22 protein-coding genes and 2 pseudogenes are annotated in these 24141 nt (G+C 66.0%); 3 read left to right on the forward strand and 21 right to left on the reverse strand.

Features of this window, described 5'->3' with window-relative positions; all coding sequences use genetic code 11:
* Positions 1–66: 66 nt before the first annotated feature.
* The 19 genes and pseudogenes from QM789_RS12730 to QM789_RS12820 form a co-directional block, all read right to left on the reverse strand.
* On the reverse strand, positions 67–669 hold the full coding sequence (locus QM789_RS12730) for an NADH-quinone oxidoreductase subunit J (RefSeq protein ID WP_420352260.1): 603 nt from the start codon (positions 667–669) through the stop codon (positions 67–69).
* The gene (locus tag QM789_RS12735; RefSeq protein ID WP_420352261.1) at positions 666–1076 is read right to left on the reverse strand and encodes a carboxymuconolactone decarboxylase family protein; all 411 of its coding nucleotides are present in this window, start codon (positions 1074–1076) and stop codon (positions 666–668) included. Before QM789_RS12735 ends, QM789_RS12730 begins: the two co-directional genes overlap by 4 nt.
* A complete protein-coding gene (gene nuoI, locus QM789_RS12740) occupies positions 1073–1564 on the reverse strand; it encodes an NADH-quinone oxidoreductase subunit NuoI (protein WP_420352262.1) in 492 nt (163 codons plus the stop codon). The genes QM789_RS12735 and nuoI overlap by 4 nt, the downstream gene beginning before the upstream one ends.
* A 4-nt stretch (positions 1565–1568) precedes the next feature.
* On the reverse strand, positions 1569–2606 hold the full coding sequence (nuoH, locus tag QM789_RS12745) for an NADH-quinone oxidoreductase subunit NuoH (RefSeq protein ID WP_420352263.1): 1038 nt from the start codon (positions 2604–2606) through the stop codon (positions 1569–1571).
* A gap of 36 nt (positions 2607–2642) precedes the next feature.
* The gene (locus QM789_RS12750; RefSeq protein ID WP_420352264.1) at positions 2643–3035 is read right to left on the reverse strand and encodes a hypothetical protein; all 393 of its coding nucleotides are present in this window, start codon (positions 3033–3035) and stop codon (positions 2643–2645) included.
* Between the two features lie 4 nt (positions 3036–3039).
* A pseudogene (gene nuoG / locus QM789_RS12755) lies at positions 3040–5065 on the reverse strand (NADH-quinone oxidoreductase subunit NuoG).
* Between the two features lie 345 nt (positions 5066–5410).
* A pseudogene (nuoF, locus tag QM789_RS12760) lies at positions 5411–6710 on the reverse strand (NADH-quinone oxidoreductase subunit NuoF).
* Positions 6711–6732: 22 nt separating this feature from the next.
* Positions 6733–7950: an NADH-quinone oxidoreductase subunit E gene (locus tag QM789_RS12765; RefSeq protein WP_420352265.1), complete on the reverse strand. Its 1218-nt coding sequence runs from the start codon at positions 7948–7950 to the stop codon at positions 6733–6735.
* Positions 7950–9188 (reverse strand): NADH-quinone oxidoreductase subunit D, encoded by a 1239-nt coding sequence (locus QM789_RS12770; protein WP_420352266.1) that lies wholly within the window; start codon positions 9186–9188, stop codon positions 7950–7952. Before QM789_RS12770 ends, QM789_RS12765 begins: the two co-directional genes overlap by 1 nt.
* Complete coding sequence (locus tag QM789_RS12775) at positions 9185–9610, reverse strand: GFA family protein (protein ID WP_420352267.1); 426 nt, start codon at positions 9608–9610, stop codon at positions 9185–9187. The genes QM789_RS12770 and QM789_RS12775 overlap by 4 nt, the downstream gene beginning before the upstream one ends.
* Complete coding sequence (locus QM789_RS12780; RefSeq protein ID WP_420352268.1) at positions 9610–10215, reverse strand: NADH-quinone oxidoreductase subunit C; 606 nt, start codon at positions 10213–10215, stop codon at positions 9610–9612. Before QM789_RS12780 ends, QM789_RS12775 begins: the two co-directional genes overlap by 1 nt.
* 10 nt (positions 10216–10225) lie before the next feature.
* Complete coding sequence (locus tag QM789_RS12785) at positions 10226–10759, reverse strand: NuoB/complex I 20 kDa subunit family protein (protein WP_420352269.1); 534 nt, start codon at positions 10757–10759, stop codon at positions 10226–10228.
* Positions 10750–11115, reverse strand: coding sequence for an NADH-quinone oxidoreductase subunit A (locus tag QM789_RS12790; protein ID WP_420352270.1), 366 nt, complete (start codon positions 11113–11115; stop codon positions 10750–10752). The genes QM789_RS12785 and QM789_RS12790 overlap by 10 nt, the downstream gene beginning before the upstream one ends.
* Positions 11116–11368: 253 nt before the next feature.
* Positions 11369–12151: a crotonase/enoyl-CoA hydratase family protein gene (locus QM789_RS12795; RefSeq protein ID WP_420352271.1), complete on the reverse strand. Its 783-nt coding sequence runs from the start codon at positions 12149–12151 to the stop codon at positions 11369–11371.
* Positions 12144–12995, reverse strand: a complete 852-nt coding sequence (locus tag QM789_RS12800; protein ID WP_420352272.1) for a hydroxymethylglutaryl-CoA lyase — start codon at positions 12993–12995, stop codon at positions 12144–12146. Before QM789_RS12800 ends, QM789_RS12795 begins: the two co-directional genes overlap by 8 nt.
* Complete coding sequence (locus QM789_RS12805; RefSeq protein ID WP_420352273.1) at positions 12988–13623, reverse strand: glutathione S-transferase family protein; 636 nt, start codon at positions 13621–13623, stop codon at positions 12988–12990. Before QM789_RS12805 ends, QM789_RS12800 begins: the two co-directional genes overlap by 8 nt.
* Positions 13620–15521 carry a biotin carboxylase N-terminal domain-containing protein gene (locus tag QM789_RS12810; RefSeq protein ID WP_420352274.1) on the reverse strand — a complete coding sequence of 634 codons (1902 nt, stop codon included), beginning with the start codon at positions 15519–15521 and terminating at the stop codon, positions 13620–13622. The genes QM789_RS12805 and QM789_RS12810 overlap by 4 nt, the downstream gene beginning before the upstream one ends.
* A gap of 10 nt (positions 15522–15531) precedes the next feature.
* The gene (locus QM789_RS12815; RefSeq protein ID WP_420352275.1) at positions 15532–17136 is read right to left on the reverse strand and encodes a carboxyl transferase domain-containing protein; all 1605 of its coding nucleotides are present in this window, start codon (positions 17134–17136) and stop codon (positions 15532–15534) included.
* An 11-nt stretch (positions 17137–17147) separates the two neighbouring features.
* Positions 17148–18308 (reverse strand): acyl-CoA dehydrogenase family protein, encoded by a 1161-nt coding sequence (locus QM789_RS12820; RefSeq protein ID WP_420352276.1) that lies wholly within the window; start codon positions 18306–18308, stop codon positions 17148–17150.
* A 120-nt stretch (positions 18309–18428) separates the two neighbouring features.
* Here QM789_RS12820 and QM789_RS12825 point away from each other — a divergent pair, with 120 nt between their 5' ends.
* Positions 18429–18878 (forward strand): CreA family protein, encoded by a 450-nt coding sequence (locus QM789_RS12825; RefSeq protein WP_420352277.1) that lies wholly within the window; start codon positions 18429–18431, stop codon positions 18876–18878.
* Here the strand turns inward: QM789_RS12825 and QM789_RS12830 are convergent.
* Both QM789_RS12830 and QM789_RS12835 read right to left on the reverse strand, forming a co-directional pair.
* Complete coding sequence (locus tag QM789_RS12830) at positions 18869–20089, reverse strand: TCR/Tet family MFS transporter (protein WP_420352278.1); 1221 nt, start codon at positions 20087–20089, stop codon at positions 18869–18871. The genes QM789_RS12825 and QM789_RS12830 overlap by 10 nt on opposite strands.
* A 10-nt stretch (positions 20090–20099) precedes the next feature.
* On the reverse strand, positions 20100–20762 hold the full coding sequence (locus QM789_RS12835) for an HAD-IA family hydrolase (protein ID WP_420352279.1): 663 nt from the start codon (positions 20760–20762) through the stop codon (positions 20100–20102).
* Between the two features lie 93 nt (positions 20763–20855).
* On the opposite strand from QM789_RS12835, the gene glmU reads away from it, so the two are divergent.
* Both glmU and glmS read left to right on the forward strand, forming a co-directional pair.
* Positions 20856–22187: a bifunctional UDP-N-acetylglucosamine diphosphorylase/glucosamine-1-phosphate N-acetyltransferase GlmU gene (glmU, locus tag QM789_RS12840; protein WP_420352280.1), complete on the forward strand. Its 1332-nt coding sequence runs from the start codon at positions 20856–20858 to the stop codon at positions 22185–22187.
* Positions 22188–24002, forward strand: coding sequence for a glutamine--fructose-6-phosphate transaminase (isomerizing) (gene glmS, locus QM789_RS12845; protein WP_420352281.1), 1815 nt, complete (start codon positions 22188–22190; stop codon positions 24000–24002).
* Positions 24003–24141: the final 139 nt, after the last annotated feature.

The following is a 24141-nucleotide window of genomic DNA, read 5'->3' on the forward strand; positions in this document are numbered from 1 at the left end:
TCATCGCTTTGTTCATTCTTGCCGCCAGCCGCACGGCAGCGCTGGCATCCCGGCTTGCGCTATTCATCACAGCCCCTGCCCCGGCTTCACATCGACCAGTTCCAGCGCCTTCTTCGGATCGCGGTGCATCTGCGCGATCACGTTCTGCCGCTTCACATCCGTCCGGTGCCGCAGCGTCAGCAGGATCGCCCCGATCATCGCAACCAGCAGGATCAGCCCCGCCGCCTCGAAGAGGTAAAGGTATTGGTCAAAGAGCACGAGGCCGATCGCCTTGGTGTTATGCACCCCCTCGACCACCGGAACCTTGTGCAGCGCCGCCGACCCCTCGGCCGCGTGCCAGCCGCCGAAACCGATGCCAAGCTGCATCAGCAGCACCACCGCCATCAGCAGGCCAAGCGGCATGTAGCGCACCAGTTCCCCCTTCAGCGCGGCGAAATCGACGTCGAGCATCATCACCACGAAGAGGAACAGAACCGCCACCGCGCCGACATAGACGATGATCAGCAGCATCGCGACGAATTCCGCGCCCAGCAGCACGAACAGCCCCGAAGCCGACAGGAAGGTCAGGATCAGCCACAGCACGGAATGCACGGGGTTCTTGGACATCACCACCATGAAGCCCGCCAACGCCGCGACCACGGCGAAGAGGTAGAATGCAAACACGATCATGTGTTTTCCCCCGATTTCTCGTCAAAGACCGACTGCGCGATTTCCAGCGCCCGGGTCATGGCGGGCACCCCGCCGAACATGCTCATCTGGAAGATCACCTCGGCGATCTCGCGCTGCGAGGCGCCAGCCTCCAGCGCATGGCGGATCGTCAGCCGCAACTGCGCATCCGCCTGCGCGCCCAGAACCGTCAGCGCCGCGATGGTGATCAGAAGCCGCGTGCGGGCATCGAGCCCCTCACGGTTGAAGGTTCTGCCGAACCACATCTCCATCATGTCCTTCGACATGGTGGGAATGAATTTTTCAAAACCGACAGGGCTGAAACGCTCCAATGCGGGATTGAACAGGCGGGCCATCTCGGTCCCCTGCTCCATCATCGCGCTGAACAGTTTCGAGAAATCCTCGCTCATCTGTAGGGTGCATCCAGTTCGATGTTGCGGGCAATTTCGGCCTCCCAACGCGCGCCGTTGTCGAGCAGCCGGGCCTTGTCGTAGAACAGCTCCTCGCGCGTTTCGGTGGCATATTCGAAGTTCGGGCCTTCGACGATGGCATCGACCGGGCAGGCCTCCTGGCAATAGCCGCAATAGATGCACTTCGTCATGTCGATGTCATAACGCGTGGTCCGGCGCGACCCGTCCTCGCGCGGCTCGGCGTCGATGGTGATCGCCTGCGCCGGGCAGATCGCCTCGCACAGCTTGCACGCGATACAGCGCTCCTCGCCGTTCGGATAGCGGCGCAGCGCATGTTCGCCACGGAAGCGGGGCGACAGCGGCCCCTTCTCATGCGGATAGTTGATCGTCGGCTTCGGCTTGAAGAAATACCGCATGCCGATGCCGAAACCCTTCATGAAGTCCCACAGGACGAAGTATTTCGCCGCGCGGCCGTAATCGAACGCCATGATCTCAGCCTCCCATCGTGAAGCGGGCCCAGAAGGCGCCGAACACTTCGAATTTTGCAAGGAACGCCACCAGCACCACCCAGGCCAGCGACAGCGGCAGGAACACCTTCCAGCCGATCCGCATCAACTGGTCGTAGCGGTAGCGCGGCACGATCGCCTTGACCATCGCGAACATGAAGAAGCACAGCGCCATCTTGATGATCAGCCACAGCAGGCCATCCGGCAGCCCCGGGATCGGGCTCAGCCAGCCGCCGAAGAACAGCAGCGAGATCAGAGCGCACATCAGCACGACGGCCATCAACTCGCCAATCATAAACAGCAGGAACGGCGTCGAGGAATATTCGACCTGATAGCCAGCGACCAGTTCGGATTCCGCTTCCGGAAGGTCGAACGGCGGGCGGTTGGTTTCAGCCAGCGCCGAGACGAAGAACAGCACAACCATCGGCAGATGCGGCAGCCAATACCAGCCGAGCAGGCCGTAATTCGTGTTCTGCGCCTCGACGATCGCGCCGAAATTCATCGAGCCGGTCGAGAGGATCACCCCGATGATGATCAGGCCGATCGACACTTCGTAGGAAATCATCTGCGCGGCGGAGCGCAGCGAACCGAGGAACGGATATTTCGAGTTCGACGCCCAGCCGCCCATGATCACGCCATAGACTTCGAGCGACGAGACCGCGAAGATATAGAGGATCGCGACGTTCAGGTCCGAAATCACCCAGCCCGTGTTGAACGGGATCACCGCCCAGGCAATCACCGGCAGGATGAAGCTCAGCATCGGCGCGATGAAATAGACGGCCTTGTCAGCGCCCGCCGGAACCACCACTTCCTTGACGATGTATTTCAGGAAGTCGGCGAAACTCTGCATCAGGCCAAAGGGGCCGACCACGTTCGGGCCGCGGCGGATCTGCACCGCCGCCCAGACCTTGCGGTCGGCATACATCAGGAACGCAAGGCACACCAGAATGCAGACCGTGACCAACAGACATTGGCCCAGGATCAGCAGGAATGTGCCCAGTGGTGTTGCCAGAAACTCAGCCATTTTGTTCCTCTGACCGCTCTATTCTCAACCGCATCTTCATACCGTCGGTATTCCCTTGGCCGCGCAGGCGTCGACCGTGATGCGGGCGGCAGCGGGGTTGCCCCCCGCCGGTCGCTCGCGCGAAATCATGTAGACCGCATCGGCGCGCCAGGTGCCGAAACTGCGGGCCGTCGTCATCCGGATCGGCCGGACATAGGCGTGATCGTGGATCAGCGCGTAGCGCGCCGCGGCACAGGCGGCATAGTCCCGCACCGCCGCATCATCCGCCGCCCCTTTCAGCGCCAGCCGGAACTCGACCAGCGTTTCGTCCAGCATCCGCGTCTCGATCCCCTGATAGGAAATCTCGGGCGCCGCCTCGACCGGCGCGCAGGCCGCCAGCCCGGCCAGAAGGCCGGAAGCGATCCGCACATATGCCGGGCTCAGCGCCATCCGCTCACTCCGCCGCCATCGCCGGGCCAGCCGCACGGGCCTTGGCCAGCGCCGAGCATTCCGCCATCACCACCGACGCCCGCGCGATCGGGTTGGTGAAGTAGAAATCGCGGATCGCCGGGCGGAAGGTCGCCTTGCCCATGTCACGCAGCGCGACCGGGGTCCAGCCGTTCTCGACCACCTGATCCACCTGCGCCAGATGCGGCACCGCCGCGACCAGCGCCCGGCGCAGACCGGCCAGCGTATCCCAAGGCTGCGTGGCCCCGAGCTCCGCCGACAGCGCCCGCAGGATCGCCCAGTTCTCCTTCGCCTCGCCCGGCGCGAAACCGGCACGGAAGGCCAGTTGCGGACGGCCTTCGGTGTTGACGAACAGGCCGTTTTCCTCGGTATAGGCCGCACCCGGCAGGATGATGTCCGCCCGGTTCGCGCCACGGTCGCCATGGCTGCCCTGATAGATCACAAAGGGACCGCCCTCGGAACGCGGGGTGATCTCCACCTCATCCGCGCCCAGATTGTAAATCACCTCGACGCCTTCGACCGCGGCATTCACCCCGCCTTCGGTCACCGCGCCGACATCCATCGCACCGACCCGGCCCGCCGCCGTGTGCAGCATCAGGTATTTGCCGCCCAGCTTCTCGGCCAGTGCCATCGCATGCGCGATCACCGCCTCGCCATCGGCTTCGCAAACCGCGCCCTGCCCGACGATGACCAGCGCGCCCTCGGTCGCCTCGGCCCCGGCCAGCAGGTCGGCCAGCGCAGCACGGTCATTGCCCGCATAGGCGTAATCATAGGTCAGATCGACCTCCGGACCGACCAGCGTAACCCTCGCCCCGAGTCCCCAAGCCTTGCGGATCCGCGCGTTCAGCACCGGCGCCTCGTTGCGCGGGTTGGTGCCGATCAGATAGATCGCCTTCGCGGTATCAACGTCCGCAATCGCCGCCGACCCGACATAGGCCGAGCGGTTCCCCACCGGCAGACGCGCGCCATCGGTGCGGCATTCGACCGAACCGCCCAGCCCTTCGACCAGCTGCTTCAGCGCGAAAACCGCTTCGACCGGAGCCAGATCGCCCGCGAGCCCCAGCACCTTCCTGCCCTTCAGCGCAGCCGCGGCGGCGGCCAGCGCCTCGCCCCAGCCCGCCTTCCGCAGACGACCGTTTTCCCGGATATAGGGCGTGTCCAGCCGCTGCCGGCGCAGCCCGTCCCAGATGAAGCGGGTCTTGTCGGAAATCCACTCTTCATTCACCGCGTCATTGTTGCGCGGCAGGATCCGCATCACTTCGCGACCCTTTGTATCGACCCGGATGTTGGAGCCAAGCGCATCCATCACGTCGATGCTTCTCGGTCTTCGTCAACTCCCACGGCCGCGCGGTGAAGGCATAGGGCTTCGAGGTCAGCGCGCCGACCGGGCACAGGTCGATGATGTTACCCTGCATGTTGCTGTCGAGCGTCATGTTCAGATAGGAGGTGATCTCCGCATCCTCACCGCGCCCGGTCTGGCCCATCTGGGTGATCCCGGCGACCTCGGTCGTGAAGCGCACGCAGCGGGTGCAGGAGATGCAGCGCGTCATGCAGGTCGAGACCAGCGGCCCGAGGTTCAGGTTCTCCGACGCGCGCTTCGCCTCGCGGTAACGGCTGAAATCCACCCCATAGGCCATCGCCTGATCCTGAAGATCGCATTCGCCGCCCTGGTCGCAGATCGGGCAATCCAGCGGGTGGTTGATGAGCAGGAACTCCATCACCCCTTCGCGGGCCTTCTTCACCATCGGCGAATTGGTCTTGATCACCGAGGGCTCGCCGTTCGGACCGGGGCGCAGATCCTTGATCTGCATCGCGCAGGAGGCGGTGGGCTTCGGCGGGCCGCCGACAACCTCCACCAGACACATCCGGCAGTTGCCCGCGATCGACAGACGTTCGTGATAGCAGAAACGTGGCACCTCGATCCCGGCCTGTTCGCAGGCCTGAATGAGGGTCAGGTTCGGATCCACCTCGACCTCATGGCCGTCAATGATGATTTTGCGAAGGTTCGACATGATCAGACCTGCTCTTTTGCCAAGACGGGCACGCCCGCCGGGTGTTCACCACGGGCCGCGCCCGCACGGAATTTCGGTTGCGGGGTCATGCACAGCCCCGCGGATAGATCCAGGCGCCAGCCCGGTAAGTGTCTTCGGGCGAAGATTTCACCCTGCCCCCACAGAAACGATCCGCCGCGCGCCGCGCTTCGGCCCCGTCGGAATAGTGGAAGGGCACCGCGGTGCGGCGCACCGACAGCGCATCCCCCTCGCGCGTGACCGCATAGCCCGCGACCGGCGCAACGACCGGAGCCGCCGCGACACAACCCGTCAGGGCCAGCGTGCCAATGAGGGGAAACGCGTGGGTTATTCCGCCGCCATCGCCCCCATGCGCCCGGTCTTGCGGGCCTTGATCCGGTCCTCGATCTCCTCGCGGTAATGCCGGATCAGACCCTGGATCGGCCAGGCCGCCGCATCGCCGAGCGCGCAGATCGTGTGTCCCTCGACCTGCTTCGTCACGTTGAACAGCATGTCGATCTCTTCGATCTCGGCCTCGCCGGTGACCAGACGGTCCATCACCCGCATCATCCAGCCGGTACCTTCGCGGCAGGGCGTGCACTGGCCGCAGCTTTCATGCTTGAAGAATTTCGACAGCCGCCAGATCGCCTTGATGACATCGGTGGACTGATCCATCACGATCATGCAGGCAGTGCCGAAGCTGGATTTCAGCTCCCGCATCCCGTCGTAATCCATGATCGCGTCTTCGCACAGCGCCGCCGGCAGGATCGGACAGGACGCGCCGCCCGGGATCACCGCCTTGAGGTTCTTCCAGCCGCCGCGCACGCCGCCACCGTATTTCTCGATCAGTTCCTTCATCGAGATCGACATGGATTCCTCGATGACGCAGGGCGTGTTGATATGGCCCGACATCGCGAACAGCTTCACGCCGGTGTTGTTCGGGCGCCCGAAGGAGGCATACCACTCCGCGCCCCGGCGCAGGATCGTCGGCACCACGGCGATGGATTTAACGTTGTTCACCGTCGTCGGGCAGCCATAGAGCCCCGAGCCCGCCGGGAACGGCGGCTTCATCCGCGGCATCCCCTTCTTGCCCTCAAGGCTTCTCGATCAGCGCGGTTTCCTCGCCGCAGATATAGGCGCCCGCCCCGTGGTGCAGGTAGACGTCATAATCATAGCCCGACTTGCAGGCGTTCTTGCCGATCAGCCCGGCCTCATAGCATTCGTCGATGGCGGCCTGAAGGGCCTCCTTCTCGCGGATGTATTCGCCCCGGATGTAGATATAGGCGGCGCTCGCCCCCATCGCGACACCGGCGATCAGCGCGCCTTCGATCAGCGTATGCGGATCGTGGCGCATGATTTCGCGGTCCTTGCAGGTCGCGGGTTCGGATTCGTCGGCGTTAATCACCAGGAAAGCCGGACGGCCATCGGGGATCGCCTTCGGCATGAACGACCACTTCAACCCGGTCGGGAAGCCCGCGCCGCCACGGCCGCGCAGCCCCGAGGCCTTGACCTGTTCGATGATCCAGTCGCGGCCATTCGCCAGAATGCCCGCCGTGCCATCCCAATGGCCGCGCAGCATCGCACCCTTGAGCGAGCGGTCGTGCATCCCGTAGAGGTTGGTAAAGATCCGGTCCTGATCCTTCAGCATCTTCTAGCCCTCTCGCCGCCCGTCAATAGTCGTTGGTCTTGGCGCGTTCGAGAAAGGCCGAAAGACCCTCCTCGACGATGATCTTCGCCTGCGCGACCCATTTGTCGCGCGAGCAGCGGCCCTTGAACCCCGGCACGTTCTCGTCGGCGAACAGAACCTCTTCCGGGCCCCAGGCCGCAATCTGGTCGAAGTGGAAGATGCCCCACGCGTTCAGCTGCTCTTCCAGAACCGGGCCGATACCCTCGATCGTCTTCAGATCATCGGCCTTGTTGTCGCGCGGCGCCGCCAGCCCGGCGGGTTGCGTCCCCGCCAGCACGGGCTCCGCGACCTTCTGGCCCGGCGCCGCCTCGGCGATGCCGCCCGGCGCGGTGCCGGTGGCCTCGGGCTTGCCCTTGTCGGCGACCACGGCTTCCTGCACGGTCACGCCCGTCGCATCGACCGGCTTGCCCGCGGCGGGCTTCGCCGCGGCGGCCTGCTGCACTGCCGACTTCGGCCGCTCGGTGCCCATGATGCCGATCGGCGCGCGTTGCCCCGACATCTGCCACGGCGCACGCAGCGGAACCTCGGTGCCGTCGATCCGCTTGATCGTGTCGCCGATCGCGACCGCCAGCCCGACGGTGCCGTTGAATTCTTCCTTGTCGCCCTTCGTCTCCAGAAGCGCGACCTGCTCCCCCGCGCGTTCGGACGAGAACCGCCCGATCCGCGAACCCGGACGCGGCACCTGCCCCGCAGCCATGTCGTCGATCAGCTTCGACAGGCTTTCCTCGGACAGGTCTTCGTAGAAATCCTTGCCAATCGCCGCCATCGGGGCGTTGGTGCAGGCGCCCAGGCACTCCACCTCTTCCCACGAAAACTTGCCATCCGCCGACAGTTCAAACGCATGCGGAGCGATCTTCTTCTTGCAGACCGCGATCAGGTCCTCGGCCCCGCAGATCATGCACGACGTCGTGCCGCAGATCTGAAGATGCGCAACGGAACCAACGGGTTGCAACTGGAACATGAAGTAGAATGTCGCCACTTCCAGCGCCCGGATATAGGGCATGTCGAGCATGTCGGCGACATATTCGATCGCGGGCTTCGACAGCCAGCCCTCCTGCTCCTGCGCGCGGAACAGCAGCGGAATGATCGCCGAGGCCTGACGCCCCACCGGATATTTCGTGATCTGCGCCTGCGCCCATTCCAGATTGGCGGGCGTGAAGGCGAAGGATGCCGGTTGTTCGTGATACAGACGGCGCAGCATTAGCGGTCAACCTCCCCGAACACGATGTCGAGCGTGCCGATGATGGCGGAGATGTCGGCGAGCTGATAGCCCTTCGCGACCTCATCCATGGATTGCAGATGGGCGTAACCCGGCGCGCGGATCTTTGCCCGATAGGGCTTGTTGGTGCCGTCGGCCACCAGGAACACGCCGAATTCGCCCTTCGGCGCCTCGACGGCGGCATAGACCTCGCCCGCCGGGACGTGGAAGCCCTCGGTATAGAGCTTGAAGTGATGGATCAGGCTTTCCATGTTGCGCTTCATGTCGCCGCGCGTCGGCGGCGTCATCTTGCCGCGCGCCAGAACATCGCCCTTGACCTCGCGCAGCTTGGCGCAGGCCTGACGGATGATCTTGATCGACTCCCGCATCTCCGCCACCCGCACCAGATAGCGGTCGTAGCAGTCGCCGTTCTTGCCGACGCAGATGTTGAAATCGAATTCATCATAGCATTCATAGGGTTGCGAACGCCGCAGATCCCAGGCAAAGCCCGAGCCGCGCACCATCACCCCGGAATAGCCCCACCGCGCGATCTCGCGCTCGGTGATGATGCAGATGTCCACGTTGCGCTGCTTGAAGATCCGATTCTCGGTCAGCAGCGTTTCGAGGTCATCGCAGAACACATGATAGCCGGCAGCCCACTCGTCGATATCGTCGATCAGCGCCGGCGGCAGATCCTGATGCACCCCGCCCGGACGGAAGTAGTTCGCGTGCAACCGCGCGCCACAGGCCCGTTCGTAGAAGATCATCAGCTTTTCGCGCTCCTCGAACCCCCACAGCGGCGGGGTGAGCGCACCGACGTCCATCGCCTGCGTGGTGACGTTCATCAGGTGGTTCAGGATCCGCCCGATCTCGCAATACAGCACGCGGATGATCTGCGCCCGCTTCGGCACCGCCGTGCCCGTCAGCCGCTCGATGGCCAGACACCAGGCATGTTCCTGGTTCATCGGCGCCACATAGTCGAGCCGGTCGAAATAGGGCGTGTTTTGCAGATAGGTGCGGCTTTCCATCAGCTTCTCGGTGCCGCGGTGCAGCAGGCCGATATGCGGGTCCACCCGCTCGACGATCTCGCCGTCAAGCTCCAGCACCAGACGCAACACCCCGTGCGCCGCAGGGTGCTGCGGCCCGAAGTTGATGTTGAAATTGCGGATCTGCTGTTCGCCGGTCAGGATGTCGTCCGAGCCGTCGTCATAGTGGTTCTGCCGGATGTCGCCGTCCATCATGCGTTCCCCTCCGTGGGCATGACCATCGCCAGGACTTCGGCTTCGGTCATGGTCTGCGTCGTGTTCGCGAGCGCGTAGTTGCCGGGTTTGCAGTCGATGTAGATCTGCTGTGTCAGGTTGAATTGCGCGGGGTCCGCGAAACACTGGATCGAAACATGGGTCGCCGCCCCATCCCGGGTGCGCCAGGCCAGGCTGCTGCCGCAATGGCCGCAGAACAGCCGCTCGCCCCATTCGCTCGACGGATAGATGCGGATCGGCGCCCCCGCGGCGAATTCCAGCGGGGTTTCGCTTTCAACCGAGATATAGATGCCGCCCGACCATTTCCGGCACATCGCGCAATGGCAGACACCCGCATCCGCTTTCGGACGCGCGGTGAAGCTGCAATCGCCGCAAAGGCAGGTTCCGGTCTGGACGGCGGCCATCACTTCGCCCCCGCCTTCTCGTCGCCGGGCAGCACATAATGCGCACCTTCCCAAGGCGACAGGAAATCGAACTGCCGGTATTCCTGCGTCAGGCTGACCGGTTCGTAGACGACGCGCTTGAGCACTTCGTCATAGCGGACTTCGGTGTATCCGGTGGTCGGGAAATCCTTGCGCAGCGGATAGCCGCGGAAGCCGTAATCGGTCAGGATCCGCCGCAGGTCCGGATGGCCCGAGAAGATGATCCCGAACATGTCGAAGACCTCGCGCTCATACCAGTTCGCCACCGGGAAGACCGAGGTGATCGAGGGAACCATTTCCTCCTCGCGCACGGCGGCCTTGATCCGGATGCGCTGGTTGCGCCACATCGACAGGTAGAGCCAGACCACATCGAACCGCTGCGGCCGCTGCGGATAATCCACGGCGGTCAGGTCGATCAGGGTGGAGAACTTGCAATTCGCGTCATCGCGCAGCCATTCGGTGAATTCCTTCACCGAGGAAGGCGTGATCGTCACGCAAAGCTCGCCGAAGGCGATCTCGGTCGAGATCACGTCGTTCGGGCGCTTCCCGGCGATATGGGCGGCCAGTTCTTGCAGGGCTTCGGTCATTGGTCCCTCCTCAGCGCACCAGCGTGCCGGTGCGGCGGATCTTCCGCTGCAATTGCAGGATACCATAGAGCAGCGCCTCCGCCGAGGGCGGACAACCGGGCACATAGATATCCACCGGCACCACACGGTCGCAGCCGCGCACCACCGAATAGCTGTAGTGGTAATAGCCGCCGCCGTTCGCGCAGGAGCCCATCGAGATCACATAGCGCGGCTCGGGCATCTGGTCGTAGACCTTGCGCAGCGCCGGGGCCATCTTGTTGGTCAGCGTGCCGGCAACGATCATCACGTCCGACTGCCGCGGGCTCGCGCGCGGCGCGGTGCCGAAGCGTTCGAGGTCATAGCGCGGCATCGACAACTGCATCATCTCGACCGCGCAGCAGGCCAGACCGAAGGTCATCCAGTGCAGCGAACCGTTGCGCGCCCAGTTGATCAGATCCTCGGTCGAGGTCAGCAGGAAGCCCTTGTCCTGCAATTCCTTGTTCAGCGCCTGCGTGGCGACCTCACGGTCCCCTCCGGCGGTATTGGCAGAGGTCATCACGCCCATTCCAGCGCCCCCTTCTTCCATTCATAGGCAAAGCCCACCGTCAGCACGCCCAGGAACACCATCATCGACCAGAAGCCCACCATGCTGATGTCGCCGAAGGCCACCGCCCAGGGGAACAGGAAGGCCACTTCGAGATCGAAGATGATGAACAGGATCGAGACGAGGTAGAATCGGACGTCGAACTTCATCCGCGCATCGTCAAAGGCGTTGAACCCGCATTCATAGGCGGACACCTTTTCCGGGTCGGGGTTTCGGACGGCCAGCACCACCGCCGCCAGCACGAGGACAAGCCCCAGAACAATGGCGAGTGCAAGGAAGATGAGGATGGGAAGATATTCACGCAGCAAGTCGTGCATTTATGGCTCCCTCAGGTCGCGACGCCCGTCGCGCAGGTTCCGGCTGAGGAGAGCTTTAGCCGTGCCCCCCGCCGTGGTCAACTGACAGGCCACCGTTTCGCCCCCGAAAGCAGCAAAAAGTATACCGTTGCGTGCAGATTTTCCGCATTCGGCGCCAACACCCGTCGCGACGGGAAATGCCAACAAACAAAGGCCCGTATCGCTGCGGACGTCCCGGACGAAGCCCCGGTAAACCTGAGAGAATCTGTCGGACTCAGATGATCCAGTCCGGCTGGCGCCGCTCGAAGAAGGCGGTGATTCCCTCCACCGCTTCCGGGCTCTCCCAGCGGGCGACGAGGGCGCGGATCGTGGCCTCCCGCACCCCGGCGTCGATCGGCGGCGCCAGCATCCGGATCAGCGCCTTGGCATCGGCCACGGCACCCGGCGCGCAGGACAGATAGGGCACCGCCTCGGCCTCCACGGCGGCATCCAGCTCCTCCTCCGGCACCACGCGGGCGAGCAGGTTGAGCTCCCGCGCCTCCGCCGCGCCGAACAGCCGCGCCGACATGAACACCCGCCGCGCCTTCGCCGGCCCCATCCGCGCGACGACATAGGGCGCGATCGTCGCGGGCGTCAGCCCGAGCCGCGTCTCGGTCAGGCCGAAGCGCGCGCCCTCGACCCCCACCGCCACGTCGCACACCGCCATCATGCCGATGCCGCCGCCAAAGGCATTGCCCTGCACCCGGCCGATCACCGGCTTCGGGCAGGTATCGAGCGCATCGAGCATCCCCGCCAGCAGCCGCGCCCCCTCGGCACGCTCTTCGGCACCGGCCGCCATCTGCGCCTGCATCCAGCGCAGATCTCCCCCGGCGCAGAAGCTGGCACCATCGGCGGCCAGCACCACCACCCGCACCGCCGCATCCGCACCCATGGCGGTGATCGCGGCGGTGATCTCCGCCATCATCTGCGCGCTCAGCGCATTGTGCTTGTCCGCGCGCGCCAGCCACAATGTCGCCACGCCGCGCGGGTCGGTCTCGATCCGGATCGTCTCAGCCATGCTTCATCTCCCGTGCCAGTGCGGCGGCCTCGGCCAGCAGGTCGGCGTCAAGACCGGTCCGCCAGCCCCGCGCCGCCAGCCACGCCGCCACCGTCTCCGTCGCGACATTGCCCTTCGCCCCCGGCGCATAGGGACAGCCGCCCAGCCCCCCCACCGAGGCATCGAACACCCGCAGGCCCATCTCAAGGCTCGCCGCGATATTGTCGAGCGCCCGCCCCGCCGTATCGTGGAAATGCCCGGCCAGTCGCGCCGCGGGCAGTTCCTGCAACACCGCCGCCAGCATGGCCGCCACGGTTTCCGGCCGCCCCTGCCCGATCGTGTCGCCCAGGCTGACCTCGTAGCAGCCCAGATCGCGCAGCGCCGCCGCCACCCGCGCCACCGCTGCGGGCGACACCGGCCCGTCATAGGGGCAATCGGTCACCACGGAGACATAGCCCCGCAGCGGCATCCCGTCGCGCCGCGCCGCCTCGGCCACCGGGGCAAAGCGGTTCAGGCTCTCGGCGATCGAACAGTTCAGGTTCGCCCGGCTGAACCCTTCGGAGGCCGAAGCGAAGATCGCCACCTCATCCGCCCCTGCCGCCCGCGCGCCCGCATAGCCCTTCAGGTTCGGCACCAGCGCGGCATAGCGCATCCACGGCGCGCGCCGGATCCCCGCCAGCACATCGGCGCCATCCGCCATCTGCGGCACCCATTTCGGGCTGACGAAGGAGGCCACCTCGATCCGCCGGAACCCGGCGCGCGACAGCAGATCGACCAGCGCGATCTTCTCCGCCGTGGGGATCAGGCGTTTTTCGTTCTGCAACCCGTCGCGGGGCGCCATCTCGAAGATCTCGACCTCACGCATCCGGCACCTCGTAGAAATCCCGCGTGTAAAGCGTGCCGTCCATCGCGCGGCCATAGGCCGGACGCGCCCGGCATCGCGCGGCCCAGGCCGACAGCGCCGGGCAACCCTCTGCGCGCACGAAGCGGAACATCGCGTCGATGTTGAAGCCGAACATGCAGTCGGCGGCGGAGAATTCCGCCAGCAGCCACTCCCGCCCCGTCAGATGCGCCTCCATCGCCCGCATCGTCAGGTCGAGCCGCCTGGTGTCCAGCTTCATCAGCGCGGCGGAACGCGCGCTTTCGGGGCGCAGGAAGATGTGCTGGATGTTCAGGTTCTGCAACAGCCCGCCCTGCGTTTCCGCGAAATGCAGCCATTCGAGGAACTCCGCCCGTTCCAGCGTGCCGGGCGGCGGGGCGAACCCCGCGCGTGTCTCGGTCAGATATTGCACGATGGCGCCGGATTCAAAGATCACCCGCCCGTCCACCTCCAGCGCCGGGATGCGGCCCGCCGGGGACAGCGCGCGGAACTCCGGGCTGCGCAGGGAACCATCGGTGAGCGACCATTCCCGGACCTCGGGTCGCGCCCCCATCTCTTCCAGCAGCCACAGAACCCGCATCGAGCGCGAGCCGGGGATGTGATGCAGCCTCATGCCTCGTCCTCCAGCCGGATCAGCGCGGCGCCGGCCTCGACCTGCGCGCCCTCGGTGACCAGAACCTCCGCCACAGTCCCCGCCCGCGCGGCGAGCATCGTGTGCTCCATCTTCATCGCCTCCAGGATCGCCAGCCGGTCGCCCTCCGCCACCGCCTGCCCGGGCGCCACGAACACCGCCAATACCTGCCCCGGCATCGGCGCGAGCGTCAGCCCCGAAGCCGGACCCCGCGCCAGCCGCGCCAGCGGATCGGGCAGCGCGAACCGCCACGCCCCGCGCAGGAACACCGTGACCTCGCCGGGCGCGACATGGAACCGCGCGCCGGTCTTCTGACCGTCCACCCACCAGCCATCGGGCCGCAACCGGCAGTCGAAGGTCCGGTCCAGATCCACCTCCACATGGCCCGGCGCCAGAACCCGGATCTTCGCCGCTTCGCCGAACGGCACCGGGCGCGTGAGCGGCGCCCAGAGGGTGAAGCCCGTGCCCCCCTGCAACCCCGCCGCCGCGATCACCGCCAGCGGCCGGGCGGCCTCGGGCATCGCTGCCCCCGTCAGCGCGCCCAGATCCCGCGCGATCAGCCCGGTATCCACATCGCCGCGCCGGAACCCCGGATGCCGCGCCAGCGCCCCCAGAAAGCCGAGGTTCGTCACCGTCCCCGCCACCTCGGTCCCCTCCAGCGCGCGGACCAACTGGGTCAGCGCGATGTCCCGCGTCGCGCCATGGGTGATGACCTTGGCGATCATCGGGTCATACCAGGGGCTGATCGTGTCGCCTTCGCGCACACCCGTCTCGATCCGCGCGGGGCCGAAGCGCAGATGCGAAAGCGTCCCGGTCGCGGGCAGGAACCCGGCGGGCACATCCTCGGCGTAAAGCCGCGCCTCGAAGGCATGGCCGGTGATCGTCAGATCACCCTGCGCGACCGGCAGGGCCTCCCCCGCCGCGACACGCAACTGCCATTCGACCAGATCGACGCCCGTAATCGCCTCGGTCACCGGATGCTCGACCTGAAGGCGGGTGTTCATCTCCATGAACCAGAAGCGATCCGGGCGCAGCCCCTCCGACGCATCGACGATGAATTCCACCGTACCCGCGCCGCTGTAGCCGATCGCCTCGGCGGCACGCACGGCGGCCTCGCCCATCGCGGCGCGCATCTCGGCGGTCATGCCCGGCGCCGGGGCCTCCTCGATCACCTTCTGGTGGCGGCGTTGCAGGGAACAGTCGCGCTCGAACAGATGCACCGCGCGGATGCCGTCGCCAAAGACCTGCACCTCGATATGGCGCGGTGTCTCGACATATTTCTCGATCAGCACGGCGGGGTTGCCGAAGGCCGTGCGCGCCTCGCCCTGCGCCGAGGCCAGCGCATCGGCGAAATCCGCCGCCCGGTCCACCCGCCGCATCCCCTTGCCGCCGCCGCCAGCAACGGCCTTGATCAGCACCGGATAGCCGACCTTCGCGGCCTCGGCCCCCAGATGCGCGGGATCCTGATTTTCGCCCAGATAGCCCGGCACCACCGGCACGCCCGCCCGCGCCATCAGCGCCTTGGCAGCGTCCTTGAGCCCCATCGCCCGGATCGCATCGCCCGACGGCCCGATGAACACCAGCCCCGCCGCCTGCACCGCATCGACGAATTCCGGGTTCTCCGACAGGAAGCCATAGCCCGGATGGATCGCCCGGGCGCCGGTGGCCCGCGCCGCCGCGATGATCGCATCACCGCGCAGGTAGCTGTCCGCCGGGCGCGGGCCGCCGATCGGCACCGCCTCATCCGCCATCGCCACATGGCGCGTACCGGCATCCGCCTCGGAATAGACCGCCACCGTGGCCACGCCCAGCCTGCGGCAGGTGTCGATCACGCGGCAGGCGATTTCGCCCCGGTTCGCGATCAGGATCTTGTCGAACATGGGCATCCCTTCACATCCGGAACACGCCGAAGCGCGTGGGTTCGATCGGCGCGCAAAGGCTGGCCGAGAGGCTCAGCGCCAGCACGTCGCGGGTGCGGCGCGGGTCGATGATACCGTCGTCCCACAGCCGGGCGGAGGCGTAGAGCGGGTGGCTTTGCCGGTCGAACATCTCGATCGTCGGGCGCTTGAAGGCGGCCTCGTCTTCGGTGCTCCAGCTGCCGCCCCTGCGCTCGATCCCCTCGCGCCGGACGGTCGCCAGAACCCCCGCCGCCTGCTCGCCGCCCATCACCGAAATCCGGCTGTTCGGCCAGGTCCAGAGGAACCGCGGCCCATAGGCCCGCCCCGCCATGCCGTAATTCCCCGCGCCGAAGGAACCGCCCACCAGCAGCGTGATCTTCGGCACATTTGTGGTGGCAACTGCGGTGACCATCTTTGCCCCGTGCCGGGCGATGCCTTCGTTTTCGTATTTCCGGCCCACCATGAAGCCGGTGATGTTTTGCAAGAACACCAGCGGGATGCCGCGCTGTGAACATAGTTCGATGAAATGCGCCGCCTTCTGCGCGGCTTCGGAAAACAGCACGCCGTTATTGGCAACGATCCCCACCGGGCAGCCCATGACATGGGCGAATCCGGTGACGATGGTTTCGCCGAAGCGGGCCTTGAACTCGTCGAAGCGGGAGCCGTCCACCACGCGGGCGATCACCTCGCGGATGTCGTAGGGGGTGCGCAGATCGGCGGGCACGACACCCAGGATCTCCTCCGGATCATAGGCCGGGTCTTCGGGGGCCTGCCATTGCACCGTCACGGGTTTCGCGCGGTTCAGCCCGGCCACGGCACGCCGCGCGAGCGCCAGCGCATGGCCGTCGTCCTCGGCCAGATAATCCGCCACGCCCGAAAGCCGGGTATGCACGTCGCCCCCGCCCAGATCCTCCGCCGTGACCACCTCTCCCGTCGCGGCCTTGACCAGCGGCGGACCGGCAAGGAAGATCGTCCCCTGTTCCCGGACGATGATCGTCACATCCGACATCGCGGGCACATAGGCGCCCCCCGCCGTGCACGACCCCATCACCACCGCGATCTGCGGAATGCCCTTCGCCGACATCCGCGCCTGATTGTAGAAGATCCGGCCGAAATGGTCGCGGTCGGGGAAGACCTCATCCTGATTGGGCAGGTTCGCCCCGCCGCTGTCGACCAGATAGAGGCAGGGCAGTGCGCATTCCTCGGCGATCTCCTGCGCGCGGAGATGCTTCTTCACCGTCATCGGGTAATAGGTGCCGCCCTTCACGGTGGCGTCGTTGGCGACGACCATCACCTCCTGCCCATGCACCCGGCCGATGCCCGCGATCAGCCCGGCCCCCGGCGCGGCGCCGTCATAGAGGCCATGCGCGGCGGTTGCGCCGATCTCCAGAAACGGCGCCCCGGGGTCGAGCAGTCCCGCCACCCGTTCGCGCGGCGCCATCTTGCCGCGCGCGACATGGCGGGCGGTGGCTTCGGCGCCGCCCCCGGCGGCGGCGGCATCGGCGGCGGCGCGCGCGGTTTCCAGCATCGCCAGATGCGCGGCCCGGTTGGCGCGGAAGGTTTCCGAAGACGGCAGGGCCGTGGAGATGAGTTTCATGACCGCTCCCCTCAGGCCCGTGCCATGATCTCGCGGCCGATCAGCATGCGGCGGATCTCCGACGTGCCCGCGCCGATCTCCATCAGCTTCGCATCGCGGAACAGGCGGCTGACCACGCTGTCATTGAGGAATCCCGCCCCACCGAGCGCCTGCACCGCCTGATGCGCCTGCACCATCGCCTGTTCCGAGGCATAAAGCACCGTGGCCGCCGCATCGGCCCGTGTCACCTGCCCGCAGTCGCAGGCCCGGGCGACCTCGTAGACATAGGCCCGGGCGGTGTTCATCGCGACATACATATCGGCGATCTTGGCCTGCATCAGCTGGAAATCCCCGATCGGCTGGCCGAACTGATGGCGCTCCTTCGCATAGGGCACGACCTCATCAAGACAGGCCGCCATGATCCCGGTGCCGATGCCCGACAGCACGACCCGTTCGTAATCCAGCCCCGACATCAGCACCCGCACGCCCCGGCCCTCGGTCCCCAGAACGTTTTCAAACGGCACTTCGCAATCCTCGAAGAACAACTGCGCCGTGTTCGACCCCCGCATCCCCAGCTTGTCGAAATGGTGCGACGTCGAAAACCCCTTGAACCCGCGCTCGACGATGAAGGCGGTGATGCCCTTCGACCCCGCCTCCGGGTCGGTTTTCGCATAGACCACCAGCGTATCGGCATCCGGGCCGTTGGTGATCCAGTATTTGTGGCCGTTCAGGACGTAATAGCCGTTGCGCTTTTCGGCCCGCAGCTTCATCCCCACCACGTCGGACCCGGCGCCGCTCTCGCTCATCGCCAGCGCGCCGACCTTTGCGCCGGAGACCAGATCCGGCAGGTATCTGCGCTTCTGCTCCTCCGACCCGTTCAGCTTCAACTGATTGACGCAGAGGTTGGAATGCGCGCCATAGGACAGCGACACGCTGGCCGAAGCGCGGGCGATCTCCTCGGTGGCGATGACATGGGCCAGATACCCCATCCCCGCGCCGCCGTACTCCTCGGCCACGGTGATGCCCAGAAGGCCCAGTTCCCCCATCTCCGGCCAAAGTTCGTTCGGGAAAAGGTTGCCGCGGTCCACCTCCGCCGCGATCGGCTTCACCCGCTTCTGCGCCCAGGCGTGGACCATTTCGCGCAGCGCGTTCACATCCTCGCCCAGATCAAAGGTCATCGAACCCGCGAACATGTCTCTCCTCCCCAGGATTATTGAACGCATGTTCATTTGTTACCGGAGGGTGATTTGCGTCAAGCCCCTTGCGCCCGTCCCGGCGGGTGCCCACTCTCAAGGCAAAGAAGGAGATCCCCGATGCGCACCCCCCTTGCCGCCCTGCTGCTCGCCGCCCTGCCCCTGACCGCTCAGGCCCAGGAGGTCGGGCGCGTCGGCGTCGACTGGACCGGGAACGACATCGTGGTCGAGGCGTTCCAGGATCCGAAGGTGCAGGGCGTCACCTGCCATGTCGCCTATTTCGACCGCTCGATGCTCGACCGGCTGAAACAGGGCAACTGGTTCGAGGATCCGTCGAACGGCGCGATCTCCTGCCGCCAGACCGGGCCGATCACGATTGGCGACATCTCGAAGAGCCCGAAGGGCGAGGCGGTGTTTTCACAAAGCCGCTCGCTGATTTTCAAAAGCCTGAAGGTCACGCGGATCTATGACGAGAAGAACCAGGTGCTGGTCTATCTGACCCACGCCAATCAGGTGGTGGAGGGCTCGGCAAAGATGTCGATCTCGACCGTGCCGCTCTATCACGACTGACGCCGGAGCAGCGCGAACAGCCCGAGCGCCCCGGCCAGCACCACCGCCGCGATGAAGAAGGCCATGTCGGGGCTGCGAAAGGGCGCGGCATCCGACAGGAAGTAGCCGAAGACCTGCGCAAAAAATAGCGTGCCCGCCAGCATGGCAAGGCTCATGATCGCCGAAATCCCGCCTTGCAGCGCGCCCTGCGCATCCTCCGGCACCGCCTTCGACATCAGCGCGACCAGCATGGGATGCACGAACCCCTCGGGCGCGTGCAGCAGCACCAGAAGCGCGACGGTATAGATGCCGGTGACGAAACCGTAGCCCACACAGACCAGCACCGCGAAGACCAGCCCGATCAGCAGCACCCGCCGCTCGCCCCACCGGGCCACCGCCGGGCCGACGAGGCTACCCTGCGCCGCCGCCATCACCAGACCGAAGGCCGCGAGGCTGAGCCCCACCAGCGCCTCGGACCAGCCGAATTTCGCGATGCCCCAGAACGCCCAGATCGCCGGATAGACCGCCGAGCCGAAGAAATAGACGAAGGCCACCGCAGCCAGCCCCAGCACCCCGGGATAGCGGCGGAACACCACCAGCGCGCCCAGCGGATTGGCCTCGGCCCAACGGAAGCGGCGGCGCTTTTCGGGCGGCAACGTCTCGGGCAGCACGATCAGGCCGAAGACGAAATTCGCCAACGCCATCGCCGCCGCGACCCAGAACGGCACCCGTGGCCCAAAGGCCCCGAGCAGCCCGCCGATCGCCGGGCCCAGCACGAAGCCCAGCCCGAAGGCCGCGCCCATCCAGCCATAGGCCCGCGCGCGTTGCTCGGGCGGGGTCACATCGGCGATGCAGGCATTGGCGATGACATAGGAGCCGCCGCAGACCCCCGCGACGATCCGGCCCACGAACAGCCACGCCAGCGTCGGCGCCAGCGCATGCAGCACATAATCCGCACCCAGCCCACCGATCGCCAGCAACAGCAGCGGCCGCCGCCCGAACCGGTCGGACAGCGCCCCCATCAGCGGCGCGCACAGGAACTGCGCCAGACTGAACACCGCGAACAGCCAGCCGCCATAGCGCGCGGCATCGTCCAGCCCGACATGGCCGACCTCTTCGATCAGGCGGGGGATGACGGGAATGATCAGCCCGATCCCCGCGATGTCGATGAACACCACGAGAAGCGCAAACAGAATGGCACGCCCGGGGGGTGCGGCAGCGGCGGAAGACATGGGGAACCCGTCAGATCGGAAGCAGGCGTTCGGCCAACTCTGGCAGTTCTGCGTAATAATCAAGCAACGCTTCCGGTTCAAGCCGCGTGATCGCCCGCCCCTCCGGCCCGAAGGTCACCAGAACCGAAGCGACGCCCGCATTGCGCGCGGTCTCCCGGTCGGTGATGGTATCGCCCACCAGAAAGGAGCGCGCCACCACGCCGCCCGCCGCCGCGACCGCCGCACGATAGGGCGCGGGATCGGGCTTGCGCACCGGCAGCGTATCGGCGCCGATCAGCGCGCCGAACAGCCCCAGCAGGCCGAGCTCGTCGAGCAGCCGCCGCGCATGCCATTCCGGCTTGTTGGTGCAGATCGCCGTGGCGAACCCCGCCGCGCGCAGGGCCTCGACCGCCGCGCCCGCGCCGGGATAGGGCCGCGACTGCACGCAAAGGTGCCGGGCGTAATGGTCGAGCAGCTTCGGGTAATCGTCTTCGGCCAGCGCCTCGGGCACGCCCGCCCGACCAAAGCCCAGCCGCAGCATCGCCCGCCCGCCCTGAAACGCCACCGCCGCATCCGCCACCGGATCGAGCAGATCGGCCAGCCCCCGCGCCCGAAAACAGGCATTCGCCGCCGCGATCAGATCGCCCGACGTATCGACCAGCGTGCCGTCCAGATCGAAAACCACCGTGCGCATGACGCCCTCCGTAACACTGTGTGATGGGCGCAGACTTGCGGCCAGCCCCGGCATCGTTAAAACGACGCAGAGCAGAAGAAAAGGCACTCCCTCATGGCCATTGCGCTGATCGTCCTTGCGGCGGGACAAGGCACCCGCATGAATTCCGACCTGCCCAAGGTGCTGCATCGGCTGGGGGGCGCGCCCCTGGTCGCGCATGCGCTGGCGGCGGGGCGGTCGCTGGAACCCGAACAGGTGATCGTGGTGGCCGGTCACGGCGCCGATCAGGTGACGAAGGCGGTGCGCGGCTTCGCCCCCGATGCGCAGGTGGTATTGCAGGAGCAGCAGTTGGGCACGGGCCATGCGGTGGCGCAGGCACTGCCGTCATTGGAGGGGTTCGCGGGGCGGGTGATCGTGCTTTACGGCGACACCCCCTTCATCCGGCCCGAGACGCTGGAGCGGCTGGCCGAAAGCCCCGCCGATGTGACCGTGCTGGGGTTCGAGGCCGCCGATCCGGGCCGCTATGGCCGGCTGATCGCGCGGGGCGATGCGCTCGACCGGATCGTTGAATTCAAGGATGCAACGGATGCGGAACGCGCGATAACCCTTTGCAATTCCGGCGTGATCTCTTGCGATGCCGGGATTCTGGCGGAACTGGTGCGCGGCCTTGGCAATGACAATGCGGCGGGGGAATATTACCTGACCGACATCGTTGCTGCCGCCCGGGCGCGCGGCCTTGCGGCGCAGGTGGTGACCTGCCCGGAGGAAGAGACGCTGGGCATCAACACCCGTGCCGAACTCGCCCGCGCCGAGACGCTGTTTCAGCGCCACGCCCGGGCCGAGGCGCTCGACAACGGCGTCACCATGACCGATCCGGAGACGGTGTATTTCGCGCTCGATACTTATCTGGGCCGCGATGTGACGCTGGGGCCAAACGTGGTTTTCGGCCCCGGGGTGACGGTGGAATCCGGCGCCAGCATCGAGGCGTTCTGCCACCTTGAGGGCTGTCACATCTCACGCGGGGCGACGATTGGCCCCTTCGCCCGGCTGCGTCCCGGCGCGGAACTCTCCGAGGATGTCCATATCGGCAATTTCGTCGAGGTGAAGAATTCGATCCTGGGCGAAGGCGTCAAGGTCGGCCACCTGACCTATCTGGGCGATGCCGATGTGGGCGAAGGCACGAATATCGGCGCGGGCACGGTCACCTGCAACTATGATGGCGTGCTCAAGCACCGCACCACGATCGGCGCAAACGCCTTCATCGGCTCGGACACGATGCTGGTCGCGCCGGTGACGGTGGGCGAAGGCGCGCTGACCGGATCGGGCTCGACCATCACCGAAGACGTGCCACCCGGCGCGTTGGCCCTTGGCCGTGCCCGACAGGTGGTGAAACCCGGTATGGCGACGAAACTGTTCCAGATGCTTCGTGCGAAGAAAGGCCAGTAAATGTGTGGGATCATTGGAATTCTCGGCCATCACGAAGTTGCGCCGATCCTTGTCGAAAGCCTGAAGCGGCTGGAATATCGCGGCTATGATTTCGCGGGCATCGCGACGGTGAACCACGGCCATCTGGAGCGGCGCCGCGCGGTGGGGAAGCTGGCGAACCTGTCCGACCTTCTGGTGCATGAACCCCTGCCGGGCAAGGCGGGGATCGGCCACACCCGCTGGGCCACCCATGGCGCGGCGACGGTGGAAAACGCGCATCCGCATATGTCGGGCCATGTCGCCGTGGTGCACAACGGCATCATCGAGAATTTCCGCGAGTTGCGGGCGGAACTGGCCGAGGCGGGCCTGCGGCCGGAAACCCAGACCGATACCGAAACGGTCGCCCTGCTGACGCGGCTGTTCATGGACCGTGGCCTGCCCCCGCGCGAGGCCGCGGTGGCGACGCTGGCGAAGCTCGAAGGCGCCTTTGCCCTGCTGTGGATTTTCGAGGGCGAAGACGATCTGATGATCGCCGCGCGCAAGGGGTCGCCGCTCGCCATCGGGCATGGCAAGGGCGAGATGTATGTGGGATCGGATGCGATTGCGCTCGCGCCCCTCACCGACCGGATCACCTATCTGGAAGAGGGCGACTATGCCTTCGTCACCCGCAAGGGCGCCGAAATTCACGATGCCGCCGGGCGCCGCGCGAACCGGGCCGAAGCGCGGATCGACGTCGGCGCGACCCGGGTCGAAAAGGCGGGTTACAAGCATTTCATGGCGAAGGAAATCGCCGAGCAGCCGGTGGTTTTGGGCGATGCGCTGGCGCATTACCTGCCCGGCGACCGGATCAACCTGCCCGAGGGGCTGGATTTCGCCGGGCTGGAGCGGCTGACATTGGTGGCCTGCGGCACGGCGTTTTATGCCTGTTCGGTGGCGAAATACTGGTTCGAGCAGATCTCCGGCCTGCCCTGCGAAATCGACGTGGCCTCGGAATTCCGCTATCGCGAGCCGCCGCTTCCGGCAAACAGTTATGCGCTTTTCGTCAGCCAGTCGGGCGAAACGGCGGACACGCTGGCCGCGCTGCGCTATTGCCACGAAAAGGTGGAGAAGACGGTGGCGGTGGTAAATGTCGCTACTTCGTCCATTGCGCGCGAAAGCGATGTGGCGCTGCCGATTCTGGCGGGGGTGGAAGTCGGCGTTGCCTCGACCAAGGCTTTCACCTGTCAATTGCTGGTACTGGCGGTGCTGGCGCTGAAGGCAGGCGTGGACCGGGGCCGCCTGACGCCCGAGGCGCTGGCCGATCACGTCGCCGCGCTGCGCGCGCTGCCCGGCCTGATGAATGCCGCGCTTGGCAGTTCCGACCAGATCGCCCGGCTGGCGGAGCGGCTGGCAGAAGCGCAGGACATCCTGTTCCTCGGCCGCGGCCCGATGTTCCCGCTGGCCCTGGAGGGCGCGCTGAAACTCAAGGAAATCAGCTACATCCATGCCGAAGGCTATGCCTCGGGGGAGCTGAAACACGGCCCGATCGCCCTGATCGACCGCACCGTCCCGGTGATCGTCCTCGCCCCGCACGACCGGCTGTTCGACAAGACGGTTTCGAACATGCAGGAGGTCATGGCACGGCACGGCAAGGTGCTGCTGATCTCCGACGCAAAGGGGATGGCGACGGCCTCCGAAGGCGTCTGGGAGGCGCTGAAAATGCCGGAAGTCGCCGAACCTTTCGCCCCCATCCTCTACGCCCTGCCCGCCCAATTGCTGGCCTATTACACGGCGATTGCCAAAGGGACGGACGTCGACCAGCCCCGGAATTTGGCAAAATCGGTGACGGTGGAATAGGTGTTTTTTGGGGCGGCATGAGTGTGTGTGAAATAGTAATATAGTTTGTACTTATGCGATAAAGACCTTACTCGGGCAATAAAATCCGTACCCAATCTGCTCGGCATGATAGACTGAGCAGGAATCAGTTTGCATGGTT

This window comes from Paenirhodobacter sp., assembly GCF_047600745.1.
Lineage (GTDB): Bacteria > Pseudomonadota > Alphaproteobacteria > Rhodobacterales > Rhodobacteraceae > Rhodobacter.